Source organism: Lentzea sp. NBC_00516, assembly GCF_036346835.1.
In the GTDB taxonomy this organism is placed as follows: Bacteria; Actinomycetota; Actinomycetes; order Mycobacteriales; family Pseudonocardiaceae; genus Lentzea; species Lentzea sokolovensis.
In genome coordinates, this window is the sequence record NZ_CP107840.1 from 64,219 (window position 1) to 79,351 (window position 15,133).

The 15,133-nt window shown below is 67.6% G+C and carries 13 protein-coding genes; 7 read left to right on the forward strand and 6 right to left on the reverse strand.

Annotated elements, in window-relative coordinates; translation table 11 throughout:
* Nucleotides 1–42: 42 nt before the first annotated feature.
* The 4 genes from OG205_RS00300 (at nt 43) to OG205_RS00315 (ending at nt 2,033) form a co-directional block, all read left to right on the forward strand.
* The gene (locus tag OG205_RS00300; RefSeq protein ID WP_330274177.1) at nt 43–222 is read left to right on the forward strand and encodes a CsbD family protein; all 180 of its coding nucleotides are present in this window, start codon (nt 43–45) and stop codon (nt 220–222) included.
* Nucleotides 200–835 carry a UdgX family uracil-DNA binding protein gene (locus OG205_RS00305; RefSeq protein ID WP_330274178.1) on the forward strand — a complete coding sequence of 212 codons (636 nt, stop codon included), beginning with the start codon at nt 200–202 and terminating at the stop codon, nt 833–835. The genes OG205_RS00300 and OG205_RS00305 overlap by 23 nt, the downstream gene beginning before the upstream one ends.
* A gap of 268 nt (nt 836–1,103) precedes the next feature.
* Entirely contained in the window at nt 1,104–1,361 is a 258-nt protein-coding gene (locus tag OG205_RS00310; RefSeq protein ID WP_030479084.1) for a helix-turn-helix domain-containing protein, read from the forward strand.
* A gap of 147 nt (nt 1,362–1,508) precedes the next feature.
* The gene (locus OG205_RS00315) at nt 1,509–2,033 is read left to right on the forward strand and encodes a hypothetical protein (RefSeq protein ID WP_330274179.1); all 525 of its coding nucleotides are present in this window, start codon (nt 1,509–1,511) and stop codon (nt 2,031–2,033) included.
* 4 nt (nt 2,034–2,037) lie between these two features.
* On the opposite strand, the gene OG205_RS00320 is transcribed toward OG205_RS00315, so the two are convergent.
* Nucleotides 2,038–3,216 carry a cytochrome P450 gene (locus tag OG205_RS00320; protein ID WP_330274180.1) on the reverse strand — a complete coding sequence of 393 codons (1,179 nt, stop codon included), beginning with the start codon at nt 3,214–3,216 and terminating at the stop codon, nt 2,038–2,040.
* 165 nt (nt 3,217–3,381) lie between these two features.
* On the opposite strand from OG205_RS00320, the gene OG205_RS00325 reads away from it, so the two are divergent.
* Both OG205_RS00325 and OG205_RS00330 read left to right on the forward strand, forming a co-directional pair.
* Nucleotides 3,382–6,183: a glycosyl hydrolase family 95 catalytic domain-containing protein gene (locus OG205_RS00325; RefSeq protein WP_330274181.1), complete on the forward strand. Its 2,802-nt coding sequence runs from the start codon at nt 3,382–3,384 to the stop codon at nt 6,181–6,183.
* Nucleotides 6,180–8,168: an NPCBM/NEW2 domain-containing protein gene (locus OG205_RS00330; protein ID WP_330274182.1), complete on the forward strand. Its 1,989-nt coding sequence runs from the start codon at nt 6,180–6,182 to the stop codon at nt 8,166–8,168. The genes OG205_RS00325 and OG205_RS00330 overlap by 4 nt, the downstream gene beginning before the upstream one ends.
* On the opposite strand, the gene OG205_RS00335 is transcribed toward OG205_RS00330, so the two are convergent.
* The gene (locus OG205_RS00335; protein WP_330274183.1) at nt 8,122–9,447 is read right to left on the reverse strand and encodes an amino acid permease; all 1,326 of its coding nucleotides are present in this window, start codon (nt 9,445–9,447) and stop codon (nt 8,122–8,124) included. The two genes, OG205_RS00330 and OG205_RS00335, sit on opposite strands and share 47 nt — an antisense overlap.
* Nucleotides 9,448–9,564: 117 nt before the next feature.
* On the opposite strand from OG205_RS00335, the gene OG205_RS00340 reads away from it, so the two are divergent.
* The gene (locus OG205_RS00340; RefSeq protein ID WP_330274184.1) at nt 9,565–10,059 is read left to right on the forward strand and encodes a hypothetical protein; all 495 of its coding nucleotides are present in this window, start codon (nt 9,565–9,567) and stop codon (nt 10,057–10,059) included.
* Nucleotides 10,060–10,523: 464 nt separating this feature from the next.
* Here OG205_RS00340 and OG205_RS00345 read toward each other — a convergent pair whose 3' ends face one another.
* The 4 genes from OG205_RS00345 to gabT form a co-directional block, all read right to left on the reverse strand.
* Entirely contained in the window at nt 10,524–11,042 is a 519-nt protein-coding gene (locus OG205_RS00345; protein WP_330274185.1) for a CAP family protein, read from the reverse strand.
* Between the two features lie 391 nt (nt 11,043–11,433).
* Nucleotides 11,434–12,396, reverse strand: a complete 963-nt coding sequence (locus OG205_RS00350) for a LacI family DNA-binding transcriptional regulator (RefSeq protein WP_330274186.1) — start codon at nt 12,394–12,396, stop codon at nt 11,434–11,436.
* Nucleotides 12,397–12,442: 46 nt separating this feature from the next.
* Nucleotides 12,443–13,855: an aldehyde dehydrogenase family protein gene (locus OG205_RS00355; RefSeq protein ID WP_442916719.1), complete on the reverse strand. Its 1,413-nt coding sequence runs from the start codon at nt 13,853–13,855 to the stop codon at nt 12,443–12,445.
* Nucleotides 13,750–15,051, reverse strand: coding sequence for a 4-aminobutyrate--2-oxoglutarate transaminase (gabT, locus tag OG205_RS00360; RefSeq protein WP_330274187.1), 1,302 nt, complete (start codon nt 15,049–15,051; stop codon nt 13,750–13,752). Before gabT ends, OG205_RS00355 begins: the two co-directional genes overlap by 106 nt.
* Nucleotides 15,052–15,133: the final 82 nt, after the last annotated feature.

Consider the following 15,133-nt stretch of genomic DNA (forward strand, 5'->3'; position numbering starts at 1 on the left):
TATCAACTGTTTTGATCCGTGCTCGCGGGGTAACCGGGAAGCATGGGTGCCGATGAGAAGTTCAGCAACAAGGCAGACGAACTCAAGGGCCGCGCCAAGGAAGCCGTCGGCGACGCCACGGACAACGAGCAGTGGCAGGCCGAGGGCCGCGCCGAGCGCGCCAAGGCCGACATCAAGCAGGCCGGCGAGAAGGTCAAGGATGCCTTCCGCTCGGACAAGTAAGAGCGCGGGCAAGACGGCGGACGCCGCCCAGTACGTCCCTGAGGGGGCTGACTGGGCGGCGTTGCAGTCTGCGGCCAAGAAGTGTCACGGCTGCGAGCTCCACAAGGACGCTTCACAGACCGTGTTCGGCGAGGGACCGGTGCCGGCGCGGCTGATGATGGTGGGCGAGTGCCCCGGTGACCACGAGGACACCGAGGGCCACGTGTTCGTCGGACCGGCCGGGCGGTTGCTGGACAAGGCGTTCAAGGCCGCCAGGATCGACCGTTCGAAGACGTACCTGACGAACGCGGTGAAGCACTTCCGGTTCACCGAGCGCGGCAAGCGCAGGATCCACCAGCAGCCTTTGCGAAGTCAGGTCGTGGCCTGCTTCCCGTGGTTGCGGGAGGAGATCCGCGTGGTGAAGCCGCGGCTCGTGGTCGTGCTGGGGGCCGTCGCGGCGAAGGCGGTGCTGGGGCCGTCGTTCAAGCTGACCGAGCACCGCGGTGAGGTGCTGGAGCACGACGGGCTGCGGGTCGGCGTGACGGTGCACCCGTCGGCGGTCGTGCGGGCCGAGAACTTCAGCGAGGCGTTCGACGCGTTCGTCGCGGATCTGCTGGCGCTGAAGAAGGCCTGAGAACGGGACAACCCCCGGACGACTCCTGCGCGAGCAGGCCGAGCGGGACCAGCGCTCGAAGTCCGGGGGTCGGGTGGCTGCCTGGGTTTACGACAAGGCGTCACCAAAAGGCGGTCCTATCGGACAGCCACCTCACGAGTCCTGTTGCTATACAACTTCGGACCACCTCCTCTCGTGTGTAAGACGAACCTATGTCGAGATCGGCCGGGCTCGCAACGGACTTTTCTCACGCCACTCGGCACGTCTGTTTCGCGTAGAATCCGCACCCATGGTGCGCATCCCACTGACGTCGCTGGAACGGGAGCGCGGCAGGCGGCTCGGTCAGTTGCTGCGGGACGCCCGCGGTGAGGAGAGCATGGTCGAGATCGCGGCCCGCGCCGGCCTGTCCGCCGAGACCGTGCGCAAGATCGAGACCGGACGCGCCCCCACGCCGTCGTTCTTCACCATCGCCGCCCTCGCGGGTGCGCTCGGGATCTCACTCGATTCCATCAACGAACTGCTGACCCCGCAAAGTCGATCAGCCTAGGTTCGCTCGATCGTTTGGTGATTCGCTCGGTTGAGTTACCACTAAAGTTGGAAGTCACCGGCGATTCGGCTGGTGACCTTGACTCGCCTTTCTTCCCATGTTCCGGTGGAGCCACGAGATTCGCTCTTCTCGAAGCAGGGGGAAATGATGAAGTTCATTTCAGCTTTGATTGCTGCGTTCTTCGCGCTGGTGCTCGTGGGGCCACCGGCGGCGTCCGCAGCACCGGAAGCGCAGATCAGCAGGGGTGACGTGCTGAAGCGGGCGGCGACGTGGCTGACCGCGAACAACGGCAAGCAGGTGCCGTACAGCATGTCGAAGTACTGGAAGGACGGTTATCGAACCGACTGTTCGGGCTTTGTTTCGATGGCCGCGAACTTGGGTAACGCGAATCCCAAGGGCGGCCCGAACACCGTCGCTCTGGCCGGCAGCAAGTACACGACACCGATCAAGATCGCCGATCTGAAACCCGGTGATCTCTTCATCGACCCCGTCGATGAACCCGGTGACGACTTCCGGCACGTCGTGATCTTCGAGAAGTGGACGAAGGCCGACAAGTCGCAGTACATGGCCTACGAACAGCGGGGTGGCCACGGCACTGACCACCGCCCGCTGACGTACGGCCTGAAGAACACCAAGTACAAGCCCTACCGGCTGAAGAACGTCACCGGCTGATCGTTCACCACGTGACCGGCATGGCCAGCGGACCTCGCATGGCCATGCCGGTCCGCCATGTCACGTCACCGGCCAGGCGCAGGTCCGGGAACCGTTCGAGCAGCGCCGTCAGCGCGACCTGCACGTCCATCCGTGCCAGCTGCGCGCCGATGCAGTGGTGCGGTCCGTGCCCGAACGCGAGGTGCCCCTTCGCGTTGCGCGTCACGTCGAACCGGTCGGGGTCGGGGAACTGGCGGGGATCGCGGTTGGCCGCGTGCTTCGCGAGCAGCACGGGTTCACCCGCGCGCACCGTGCCGCCGCTCAGTTCGACGTCCTCCAGCGCGTACCGGGGCAGGATGTCGGCGACCTCCTGCCCCGGGATCCACCGCAGCAGTTCCTCGACGGCGCCGGGCATCAGTTCCGGGTCGGAGCGCAGCAGTGCGGCCTGGTCCGGGAACGTCAGCAGGGTGTGGACCGAGTTGACGATGTGGCTCGCGGTCGAGTCGTAGCCCGCGCCGAGCAGCAACACCGTGAGCTGCGCCAGTTCTTCCGCGCTGAGCCGGTCGCCTTCCTCCTGCGCCACCACCAGCGCGCTGATCAGGTCGTCCTCCTGGTGCGCGCGGCGCTGGTCGGCGAGGCCCGCGAGGTAGCCCGCGAGTTCGCCGAGCTTCGACAGCTTCTCCTCGTCGGTCATCGCCGTGGTCGACATGAACGCCTCGGCGAGCGACTGGAAGTGGTCGCGGTCGGCGTACGGCACGCCGAGCAGGTCGCAGACCATCAGTCCTGGCAACGGAATCGCGAACGCCGTCAGGAGATCGGCCGGTGGACCCGCCTTCTCCATCTCGTCGAGCAGGTCGCCCGCCACCCGTTCCGCGGTGGCGCGCAGCTGTTCGACGCGGCGCACGGTGAACGCGTGGGCCAGCAGGCGGCGCAACCGGGTGTGGTCGGGTGGGTCGAGGTCGGTCAGGATCGCCCCGATGCGCGTCGGGCCCATCCGGGGCGTGTCCCGCACGGCCGCCTGCGCGAGGCTGAACCGCGGGTCGCTGAGGGCTAATCGGACGTCGTCGTATCTCGTGAGAAGCCAGCCTTCTTCCCCGTGGGGGAGCTTGACGCGGGCGAGTGGCTCTTCGTCACGCAGCCTGGCGTAGGTGGGGTGCAGGTCGAGCCCGTCCACCGGTCCGAACGGGTAGGTACGCGCGATCATGAGCATCCTCCAAGGGGTTCGCGGCCGACTCAGCGTACTTCCGGTAAACGCTTACATCCGAGGCTTGACCGGTCTTGACCGTCTTCTTTGGCGGTCCTAGGCTGCCGTCGGACGTACACATCCGATCTTTGGGCGCCGCCGCCAACGGACCTGAAGGGTGCTGGAGTGGAGCTGTCGCGGCGCGGGCTCATGGGCGGGGTGGTGGCGGGGGCGGCGCTCACGGCGTTGCCCGCCGGAGCGGAAGCGCGGACTTCCGGGTGCACGACGAGAATCGACTGGGAGAGGTTCCTCGGCGAGCAGGACCTGGTGTGGCAACGGATTCCGCGTGCCTGGTACGAGGGACCGTTCCTGGGCAACGGGTTTCTCGCCACCGCGGTCTACCGGGAGCCGGGCGCGAACGCCGTCCGGTTCACCGTCGACCACGCGAAGGTGCAGGACCACCGGCCGCAGTTCGGCAACGAGTGGGGCGTGGCGCGGCTACCGGTCGGACGACTGCTGCTGACACCGGTCGGCCAGATCACGGGCGTTGACCTGCGGCTCGACCTGTGGAACGCCGAACTGCGCGGCAAGATCGTCACGGACCGCGGCGAGCTGGCGATCAGGACGTTCGTGCACGCCGAGAAGTCGTTGCTGCACCTCGAAGTCCGGCCCACGAGCGGCGAGCGAGCGTTCAAGCTGGAGTTCCAGGCTCTCGACGCGCTGAGCCCGCGCACGATCCGCGAGCCGCCGCCCGCTACGTTCCCGCTGAACCCCCAACCCGTCAGCCGCACCGTGAATGGACTCACGCTCGTCACCCAGGAGATGGTCGCGGGCGGTCAGACGGCCACGGCGTACCGGACGCGCGAGAGCCACGGCCGCACGGATCTCCTTCTGTCCGTGGAACATTCGTTCCCGGACAGGACCGCGGAAGCCGCGGTCAGGACCGCGATCACCACGGCGCTGGCACCGGAGGTGCTGCGCCAACAGCATCAGAAGTGGTGGCATCGCTTCTATCGCAAGAGTTTCGTGTCCGTGCCGGACGCGTTGATGCAGAGCTTCTACTGGATCCAGCTGTACAAGCTCGCGTCGGGCGCGCGCAGCGAAGCGCCGATCATGCCGACCACCGGGCCGTGGCTGGAGCCGACGCCGTGGCCGTCGGTGTGGTTCAACCTCAACGCGCAGCTCGAGTACTGGCCCGTGCTGGCGTCGAACCACCTCGAACTCGACCCGATCCCGCGCACGATCTCGCAGCACCAGCAGATCCTCGTCGACGCGCTGCGACCCGAGTTCCGGGCGGACTCGATGGGGTTGCGGCGCAGCACCGATCCGACGTTCCAGGACGCCGGGTTCGTCGGCTCACCGCTGCACCCCTCGCCGGACCCGGAGATCGGGAATCTGCCGTGGTTGCTGCACAACGCCTGGCTGCACTACCGCCACAGCATGGACGAGCGGATCCTGCGCGACACCGTTTTCCCTGTTTTGCGCCGATCCACGAACTACTACCTGCATTTCTTGCGCAAGGGCGACGACGGCAGGCTGCACCTGCTGCCCACCTACTCACCCGAGTACGGCATCGCACCGGACTGCAACTACGACCTCGCGTTGCTGCGCTGGTCGTGCCGCACGCTCATCGAGTCCGCGAAGATCCTCAAGATCGCCGACCCGCTGGCCGCGCGCTGGCAGGAGGTGCTGGACCAGCTCGTGGAGTACCCGGTGGACGCGGGCGGGTTCATGATCGGCGCCGGGGTGCCGTTCGCGAAGTCGCACCGGCACTACTCGCACCTGCTGGCCGTCTACCCGCTGCACGAGGTCACCTGGGAACAGTCGGAACGCCGTGACCTCATCGAACGCTCGCTGAAGCACTGGCTGAGCTTCGAGGGGTCGTTGCGGGGCTTCACCTTCACCGGCGCCGCGTCGATCGCCGCCCAGATGACTCGCGGGGACGACGCGTTGCGTCATCTGCGTGAGTTCGTGGCCAGGTTCGCGCAGCCCAACACGATGTACTTCGAGGCGGGGCCGGTGATCGAGACACCACTGAGCGCCGCGAAGTCGTTGCAGGACATGCTGATCCAGAGCTGGGGCGGGCTGATCCGGATCTTTCCCGCCGTGCCGTCCGGCTGGCGGGACGTCACGATCCACGACACCCGCACCGAGGGCGCGTTCCTGGTCAGTGCGGTGCGGAGGGGCGGCAGGACGCGGTTCGTGCGCGTGCTCAGCGAGGCCGGCCAGCCGTGCCGCGTCCGCACGGGCATCGACGGGCCGCTGACCGTGCGTGGCTGCTCGCGGTGGAGCGTCCGGGACGGCGTGGTCGAGCTGGGGTTGCAGAGGGGCCAGGAGGCCCTGATCCACGCGAAGGGGGAGCGCGACTTCACCATCGCACCGGTGCGGATCACGTCGCCGAGCAGGCGCTGGGGACTGCCCGCATTGCCGCCCGGTGGCAGCGCGGTGCCGGTGAACATCAGCGCGTCGTTCGACAACGACGGGCTGTCCAACGAGTTCACCAGCCGCGACGGGGACTTCGACGGGCTGGGCGACACCTATCCGGCCGCGCAGCTGCCGCAGACCGGGTCCGTCACCGACGACGGCGTCCTGTTCGAGTTCCACAACGGCGACGAGGCCAGCAGGAACAACACCGTCGCCAATGGACAAACGCTCGCCGTTCCCGCCGGGAAGTACGGGAAGCTGCACCTGCTCGCGGCCGCCGACACCGGCAACGTCGAGGCGGACGGCGCGGTGGTGTACGCCGACGGCGCCGTTCCCGCCCGGTTCCGCGTGACGGCCTGGCAGCAGCGGCCGCAGTTCGGCGAGTCGGAACCCGTTGCCACGACGCTGATGCACACGCCGTCCGGTCCGGTGACCAGACAGGTGTCGATCTTCCACCAGTCCGTCGACCTGGACGCCGCCCGAGAGCTCTCCGCCGTCACCCTTCCCAGGACGAGCGGGCCACGCCTGCACGTCTTCGCGATCACCTTGGAGAAGCCGAAGTGAGATCACTGCTCACCGCGCTGGCGCTGGTCGCAGCGTCCGTGGTCGTCCCCGCACCACCCGCATCGGCCGTGGATCCGACGTTGGCGCTGACGCCACCGATGGGGTTCAACAACTGGAACACCACCGGCTGTGACATCAACGAGCAGATGATCCGCGACATGGCGGACATCTTCGTGACGAAGGGGCTCAAGGACGCCGGCTACCAGTACGTCAACGTCGACGACTGCTGGGCCGACGCCACCCGTGACCCGGCGACCGGCCGGTTGCGCCACCATCCCGTTCGCTTTCCCAGTGGCATGAAGGCGTTGGCGGACCACATCCACGCGCGTGGCCTCAAGTTCGGCATCTACACCAGCGCCGGAGTGCAGACCTGCGCCAAGACCATGCCGGGGGCGCTGGACCACGAGGAGATCGACGCGCAAACGTTCGCGGACTGGGGCGTCGACTACCTGAAGTACGACAACTGCAACAACGAGGGCCGTCCCGCCCTGGAGCGCTACACGAAGATGCGGGACGCGCTGAAGAAGACCGGCCGCCCGATCGTCTACTCGATCTGCGAGTGGGGCCAGAACAAGCCGTGGGAGTGGGGCAAGGGCGTCGGGCACCTGTGGCGCACCACCGGTGACATCAACGACACCTGGTCCAAGACCGTGGAGATCCTCAAGCTCAACGCGCCGCTCGACGCCTATGCCGGGCCAGGGCACTGGAACGACCCCGACATGCTCGAGGTCGGCAACGGCCGGCAGACCACCGTCGAGTACCAGAGCCACTTCGCGCTGTGGTCGATCATGGCGGCGCCGCTGCTGATCGGCGCGGACCTGCGCAAGGTCTCGGCCGAGCACTTCGACATCCTGCGCAACAAGGAGATCATCGCGGTCAACCAGGACCGGCTGGGCGTGCAGGGAAAGGTGATCCAGCAGAAGGACGGGCACTGGGTGTTCGTGAAGCCCCTGGCCAACGGGGACAGGGCGGTGGCGCTGTTCAACGAGTCCGAGGTGAACGCGACGATCTCGACCTCGGCGCGTGCGGTGGGGTTGCCCGCGAGCGTCGGGTACACCGTGCGGGATCTGTGGCAGGGCAAGAACTTCCAGTCCGCCGGACAGATCTCGGCCTCGTTGCCTCCGCACGGCACCGCGATCTTCCGGGTGAAGGCGTCGCAGGACTGGTACCGGCACGAGCCGGCGATCGACACGTCGCTGGACGTCGAGGCCACGGTTCCCGGCATTCCGGGCACTCTGACGCCGGCTGGGGATCCGTTCGTGGCCAGCGTGACCGCCACCAACCAGGCGCCGATTCCGCTGCTGAACGCTTCTACTTCCTTTGTGGCGCCTGCCGGGTGGAAGGTCGAGAAGCTTTCTTCCGAACGCGCCGCGGTGTTGCTGACCTCGCAGTCGGTGCAGAGCAGGTGGCGGGTCACACCTCCTACCGGGGTTGTGGCTGGGATGCATGTGTTGCGTGGCTCGTTGGGCGTGACGTGGGTCGGGCACGGCAAGTTGTCGCGTCCGGTGGAGTCCGGGGTGCTCGTGCCTCTCGTCGGGCCGTCAGGGGAGGTGTGGGCGAGTGACGTCCAGTTCACCACCGAGCGCAGCGGGTACGGGCCGGTCGAACGTGACCGGTCCAACGGCGGCTACGTCGGTGGTGACGGCAAGACGTTGACCATCAACGGGAAGACGTACGCGAAGGGGCTCGGCGCGCACGCTCAAGCCGAGTTGATTCTGTACGTGGGTGGGCGTTGTACGTCGTTCTCGTCCGACGTCGGCATTGATGACGAGCGGGACGTGAACCAGCTCGGGTCGGCGGTCTTCGAGGTCTGGGCGGACGGCACGAAGGTCGCCGACACCGGGCTGCGGACGTGGCGCGACGACGCCGTGTCGCTGACGGGTTCGTTGAAGGGCGCCAAGTTCCTGCGGCTGGTGGTCGGCGACGGCGGTGACGGCGTCAGGTTCGATCGAGGAGACTTCGCCGACGCAAGGCTGACCTGCTGAGCGCGACGGCCGCGACGACGGCGACGAGCGCGCCCGTGGACAGGATCTGGCCGCGGGCCTGCTCGTCGCTGAGCATCAGCACGATGATGCCGGCGATCGCCGCCAGCGCCAGCCAGGAGAGGTACGGGTAACCCCACATGGGGACCGCCGGGTTCTCGTACGTGCGGCGCAGGCGGATCTGGGAGACCGCGACGAACGCCCAGACGACCAGCAGCGCCGAGCCCACCGCGTTGAGCAGCAGCAGGAACACCGTGTCCGGCCACAGGTAGTTGAGGAGCACGGAGAAGAAACCGAACGCCGTGGAGGCGAGCACGGCGTTGCGTGGGACGCCGTTCTTCTTGGTGAGGAGGGCCTTTGGTGCCTCGCCGCGTTCGGCGAGCGAACTGAGCATGCGCGCGGCGCCGTAGAGCGTGGCGTTGATGGCGCTCAGCAGTGCCACGAAGATGACGACGTTCATGATCTGTCCGGCCGCCGGGATGCCGATCCGGTCGAGCACCGCCACGTACGGGCTGGCGCCGACCTCGGAGTCGTTCCAGGGCAGGAGGGTCACGACCACGGCCATCGAGCCGAGGTAGAAGACGAGCAGCCGGGTCATGGACGTCCGGACGGCCTTCTTGATGGCGTGCTTCGGGTCCTTGGCGTCGGCTGCGGCGATCGTGACGACCTCCAGGCCGCCGAACGCGAACACCACCGCCATGAACCCGGCGATGACGCCGCCCCAACCGTTCGGGAGGAAGTCTTGGAGGTTCTGCGTGCCGGGTGAGTCGAGGTTGGGCAGCAGTCCGAAGATGGCGGCTGCGCCCAGCAGGAGGAACAGGACGATCGCGGCGACCTTGAGGCCGGCGAACCAGAACTCGAACTCGCCGAAGTTGCGGACGCCGACGAGGTTCACGGCGGTGAGCGCGGCCATGAAAACCAGCACCCAGGCCCATTGAGGGATGGCGGGGATCCAGCCTGACGCGATCTTGGCCGCGCCGGTCGCCTCCACCGCGAGCACGACGCCGACCGCCGCCCAGTACGTCCAGCCGACCGTGAACCCGGCCCACGGACCGATCGCCTTCTCCGCGTGCACCGAGAACGCGCCACCGCTCGGATGTTCGGCGGCCATTTCCCCGAGCATGCGCAGGACCAGCAGCGCCAGAACTCCGGCAAGTCCGAACGAGATGAGCACGGCCGGTCCGGCCAGCGCGATGCCCGCCCCCGTCCCGACGAACAGACCCGCTCCGATCACGCCACCCAGCGCGATCATGGTGACATGCCGTTCCCGCAGGTGAGTCACGCTCTCCAGCCCCGTTCGAGTGTGCCGATGGCGGCCCGATAGTGAGTTCATGGCGGCGGAGAGTCAAATCGTGTGATCGGAGTTACACCGTACTGAAACAGAGTGAGGGTGAGATCGATGAACTCGCCTAAGGGAGTACTACCGTCCGGAGTTCTGCCGCAGCTCGACACCTTCTCCGGCGCGCTGGAGCGTTACTCGAGCTGGGGGTGGCTCGTGCTGCGGTCGGAGAACCGGTTGCTGCTGACCACCGACCACACCGTGTCCGCCGTGGAGATGGCGGCCGGGATCGGCGGGGAGGTGCAGCACTACCTGTCCGTGCGGATGCTTGGCGGGCCCGTTGTGGTGTTGCCGTCCGCGTCCGGGGCTGCCGGGCGGTGGCTCATCCTCACTGAGTCCGCTGATGAGGCTTCGCAGGTGAACTTGATTCGGTTGCGGGCTCGGGGGGCGTTGACGCATCGGTTGGGGACGTTGGTGCCGTTGCCGCCCTCGCGGATTGACGGGGGTGGGGTTCGGTGGTTGGGGGACGTGCCGTCCGCTCGGCCGTTCTTGCCGCCGTTTTCGGCTGTGGTGGCGGCTTTGAGGGCGGTTACTGAGACTGCTGGGTTGCGGTGACTGGTGGGGTCGCGGGCTTGCGGGCGGCGGCCTTGCGGGTGGTCACCTTGCGGGCGGCCAGGTTGCGTTGAGCTGGCGGGTTGCGACCGGGTGGGTGGTCACCGTGCGGGCGGCCAGCTTGCGTTGGGTGCTTCCCCTGGGGGCTCTGCCCCCAGACCCCCGGCAATCTGATCGGGGGGTGGCGCCACGAGCAGGTTGATGGCACGCCTGTTGCGTTGGGCGGCTGCGCGTTGCTTTGAGGGTTGCGTTGGCGGTGGGGTCCCGTCACGAGCCGCACCAGGAGCGGGCCACATCTGGAAGGGGAGGTCAAGTCGACGAAAAGCGTGTCGACTTGACCTCCCCTTCCAGATGCAGCAAGAGCTGTGGTGCGACTCGTGACGGGACCCCACCGCCGGGCCCGCTCGGTAAGGACGGCTCGCCTTCGGCATCGCGGTGGGACGGCTCGCCTTCGGCTTCGCGGGTGATCAGGCTGGGGGTAGGACGTTCGTCCTGAAGTGGTTCAGGGTGTTGCCTCGTTCGGCGAAGTTCACTACTACGTAGGTGCCGTTGCGGCCCTGCGCCAGGCCCACGCCTACGCGGGTCGACGCCTTCCAGACCATGGCGGTGAAGTGCAGGACGCCGTAGTCGACGTTCGACTGCGTCATCTCTTTGTCGTAGTCGTAGCGGCGCGATTCGGCATACCAGTCTTCCAGGGCTTTCACGATCACTGAATCGATTGCCTTGCGGCCGCCGGTCCCGTACAGGTTCTCGCCGTAGGCGTTGTCCGGGCGGTGTTCGAAACTGTTTGTCGCGTGGAGGTGGTCGGCCCATTCTTGCGCTGTTCTTGACACTTCGGAATCGAGGGAGAAAGGGGGCACGCCGTGCTTTGCGCGGTAGGAGTTCATGAGTTCCACCGCCGTGGAAACGGGGTCGGCGGCCACCGACGGGGTGGTCGGCAGGAGTAGGGCTGCCGCCACGGCGATTACGGTGAGCATCGATCGCATGACTGGTTTTGTCCCCCAAATGGGGTAGGGAAGGCAATAGTTGGGGGCACATCCGTTGTCTTGATAGGCGGTGTGTAGTCGTGCTGTAGCCTTGGCGTGTGATGCGGGTCACGGGTGGGCTAGGTGTCGGGGGATACCCCTACGACCCCCTTGGGTTACCGCCGACTACCCCGGTTGCGATGCAAATTCACTCCACAGGACGCGGCTGAGGCTTTATGGTTTGTGATGTCGAACACCAACGTTAGGAGCTGGACATGGATGGCTACGAAATTCTCGCCGACGAGGATGGCCACGTTCGCGGGTACGACTAGAGCTCACTCCACTGGCCGCGTGAGGGAGTCACCCCGAAGCGACTCCCTCACGGCCTGAGTGGTTAGTGGGCCGTTGTTGGTCAGGGCTGGGAATGTGCCCTGGCTGTGCTCGCGCGGACCACCAGCGTCGTCGGAAGTTCCCGGTGCTCGGGCTGTCCGCCGTCCAGCAGGGTGGCCAGGAGGTCCACTGCTACCTCGCCCGCGGCCTCGGTCGGCATGTGGACTGTCGTCAGCGCCGGGGAGCACATCGTGGCGTACAGGATGTCGTCGAAGCCGGTCACGCTGATCTGCTCCGGCACCTTGACGTCGTGCTCGGCCAGGTAGGCGAGTGCGCCTAGTGCGATCAGATCGTTGTAGGCGATGAATGCTGTCGCGCCGGTCCTGAGCGCCTGTTCGGCGGCTGTGTAGCCGCCGTCGAAGTTCGGGTCGAACGAGCCGAGCAGTTGGGCGCGGCCGCCCAGGCCCTGCATTCTGCGGTTGTTCGACCACGCTGCCGCGGGGCCGCCCAGGTAGACGTAGTCCCTGTGGCCCAGTGACTCCAGGTGTGTGACCACCTGTTCCATGCCGTCGGCGCTGTCCATCAGAACGGACGAGACGCCCGGCACTATGCGGTTGATCAGCACTAGCGGTGTTACGGCGGCCAGGTCGACGATCGTCTCGTCGGACAGCAGTGATGCGCAGAGCACCACGCCGTCCACCTGTGACGCCATCGTGCGGACGAGTTCGGCCTCGGTCTCCGGGTCCTCCCTGCTGTCGCAGAAGAACACCGAGGTGCCCGCCTCGCCCGCCTTCGTCTGCACGCCCCGCAGGACGGACGGGAAGAACGGGTTGAGGAGGTCGGGCACCACTACGGCGAGGTTGCCGGTGCGGCCCGTGATCAGGCTCCTCGCCGCCCGGTTCGGCTGGTAGCCGAGCCCGGCGACGACGTCCAGAACCCGTTGCCGGGTCGCGTCCTTGACCAGGCCCGGCGCGCTCAGCGCACGCGAGACGGTCGAGACGGAGACCTGAGCCTGGCGAGCGACATCCCTGATCGTGACGGCCACGCGCAAATCATCGCAGTCAAGGTCAAGAGCGACCGATCATCACCAGCTATAGCTCCAGGCCGGTCAGGACCAGAACGCGCTGTTCGGTGAGGTCGTCCATGGCCGCGCGCAGGCCCTCGCGGCCGATGCCGGACTCCTTCACGCCGCCGTACGGCATCTGGTCCGCGCGGTAGCTCGGCACGTCGCCGACGATCACGCCGCCGACCTGGAGCCGTTGCGCGGCACGGAAAGCGAGCCGCACGTCCGTCGTGAACAGGCCCGCCTGCAGGCCGTACCGGGAACTGTTGACGCGGTCGAACGCCTCCTCGACGCTGTCCACCCGCGTCAGCGTCACGACCGGGCCGAACACCTCCTCGGCGTTGACCTTCGAGTCCTCCGGCACGTCCGTCAGCACGGTCGGGGAGTAGGTGCGGCCGTCGCGGGTGCCCCCGGTCAGGACAGTCGCTTGAGCCTCGCGCACCCAGGCTTCGACTCGGTCCGCGGCGGCGTCGTTGATCAACGGGCCGACGTCGCCGGCCACGTCGAGCTTGTTCACGTGCTGCACAACGGCTTCCGAGACAGCGTCGTACACGTCGGTGTGGACGTAGACGCGCTGCACCGAGATGCACGACTGGCCCGCCTGGTACATCGCGAACGTGGCGATGCGCTGCGCCGCGAACTCGACGTCCTGCCAGTCCGGGGCGACGATCGCGGCCGCGTTGCCGCCGAGTTCCAGCGTGACGTGCTTGCGCGGCACGCGTTCCTTGATGCCCCAGCCGACCGGGCCCGAGCCGGTGAACGACACGACCGGCAGGCGCGGGTCCTCGACGAGTGCGGCGGTGTCCTCATTGGACAGGTGCAGGATCGAGAAGGCGCCGTCGGGCAGGTCGGTCTCGGCCAGCAGTTCGCCGAGCAGGAACGCGACCGTCGGGGTGGCGGGCGCCGGCTTCAGCACGATCGGCGCGCCGACCGCGATGGCGGGAGCGACCTTGTGCGCCACCAGGTTCAGCGGGAAGTTGAACGGCGCGATGCCCAGCACCGGACCGCGCGGCACCCGGCGGACCAGCGCGAGGCGGCCCTCGGCGGACGGGTCGGTGTCGAGGCGTTGCAACTCGCCGGAGAACCGGCGGGCCTCCTCCGCGGCCCAGCGGAACGTGGAGATCGCGCGGGTCACCTCGACGCGGGCCCACTTCAGCGGCTTGCCCGAGTCGTCGTTGATGGCCTGCGCGAACTCCTCGGCGCGTTCGGCCAGCCGCCGCGACACGTGGTCCAGCGCGGCCGCACGGCGGTGCGCGGGCAGCGCGGCCATTTCGGGGGCGACGGCAGCGGCCTTGGCGACCGCGTTCTCGACGTCTTCCCGAGTGTGAAATTCGATCATGCGAGCAGGGCTCCTTCGAGCACGTCGAGTCCTTCGGCGAGCAGGTCGTCCGGTATGACCAGCGGGGGCAGCAGGCGGATCACGTTGCCGTAAGTGCCGCACGTCAGCACGACGACACCCTGTTCGTGGCACGCCTTCGCGACGCGAGCAGCGACGTCGGGCGTGCGTTCGGTGAACTCGACGGCGAGCATCGCGCCACGGCCGCGGATGTCCGCGATGATGTCGGTCTTCTCCGCGATCGCCCTGAGCCTGGTCAGCACGGTCTCCTCGGTGCGGCGGGCGGCGGCGTTCAGGTCGCGCTCGCGCATCGTGCGGATGGCGCCCAGAGCCGCCGCGCACGCCACCGGGTTGCCGCCGTAGGTGCCGCCGAGGCCGCCGACGTGGACGGCGTCCATGATCTCGGCGCGACCCGTGACGGCGGCGAGCGGCAGGCCGCCCGCGATGCCCTTGGCCGTGGTGATCAGGTCCGGCACGACGCCCTCGTGGTCGAGCGCGAACCACGAACCGGTGCGGCAGAAGCCCGTCTGGATCTCGTCGGCGACGAACAACACGCCGCGCTCACGGCACCATTCGGCGATCGCAGGCAGGAAGCCTTCGGCGGGGACGATGAAGCCGCCCTCGCCCTGGATCGGCTCGATCACGAGCGCGGCGGTGTTGTCCGCGCCGACCTGCTTCTCGATCGCGGCGATCGCGCGTGCGGCCGCTTCGGGGCCGGACAGGCCGTCGTGCAGCGGGTAGGACGCCGGCACGCGGTAGACCTCGGGCGCGAACGGACCGAACCGGTGCTTGTACGGCATGTTCTTGGCGGTCAACGCCATCGTGAGGTTCGTGCGGCCGTGGTAGCCGTGGTCGAACACCACGACGGCCTGCCTGCCGGTGACGTGCCGGGCGATCTTGACCGCGTTCTCGACGGCCTCGGCGCCGGAGTTGAACAGCACCGACCGCTTCTCGTGGTCACCGGGGGTGAGCTCGTTCAACGCCTCGCAGACGTCGAGGTAGCTCTCGTACGGCGTGATCATGAAGCAGGTGTGGCTGAACCTGTCGATCTGCGCGTGCACGGCCTCGGCGACGGCGGGTGCGGGGTTGCCCACGTTCGTGACGGCGATGCCGGAGCCGAGGTCGATGAGTTGGTTGCCGTCGACGTCGATCAGCAGGCCGTCGTCCGCGGAGTCGATGTAGGCAGGCAGCGTCGAGCCCACTCCGGCAGCGACGGCGCCCTTGCGCCGCGCCTGGAGCTCCAGCGATTTGGGACCGGGAATCGCGGTTACTAGCCGGCTCTTGGGCAGCAGTCGGGTCATGTTCCCCAGCATGGCCCTGGTCAGCGCGCTGCGCAGTGCCTGAAATGGCGCTCCGCGGTCGTCGGGATGTACAAAGTGGCAC

What these genes read in the sequence shown, in the direction of transcription:
- OG205_RS00300 (WP_330274177.1), top strand. Translation starts at nt 43, where the DNA reads ATGGGTGCCGATGAGAAGTTCAGCAACAAGGCAGACGAACTCAAGGGC.
- OG205_RS00305 (WP_330274178.1), top strand. Translation starts at nt 200, where the DNA reads ATGCCTTCCGCTCGGACAAGTAAGAGCGCGGGCAAGACGGCGGACGCC.
- OG205_RS00310 (WP_030479084.1), top strand. Translation starts at nt 1,104, where the DNA reads ATGGTGCGCATCCCACTGACGTCGCTGGAACGGGAGCGCGGCAGGCGG.
- OG205_RS00315 (WP_330274179.1), top strand. Translation starts at nt 1,509, where the DNA reads ATGAAGTTCATTTCAGCTTTGATTGCTGCGTTCTTCGCGCTGGTGCTC.
- OG205_RS00320 (WP_330274180.1), bottom strand. Translation starts at nt 3,216, where the DNA reads ATGATCGCGCGTACCTACCCGTTCGGACCGGTGGACGGGCTCGACCTG.
- OG205_RS00340 (WP_330274184.1), top strand. Translation starts at nt 9,565, where the DNA reads ATGAACTCGCCTAAGGGAGTACTACCGTCCGGAGTTCTGCCGCAGCTC.
- OG205_RS00345 (WP_330274185.1), bottom strand. Translation starts at nt 11,042, where the DNA reads ATGCGATCGATGCTCACCGTAATCGCCGTGGCGGCAGCCCTACTCCTG.
- gabT (WP_330274187.1), bottom strand. Translation starts at nt 15,051, where the DNA reads ATGACCCGACTGCTGCCCAAGAGCCGGCTAGTAACCGCGATTCCCGGT.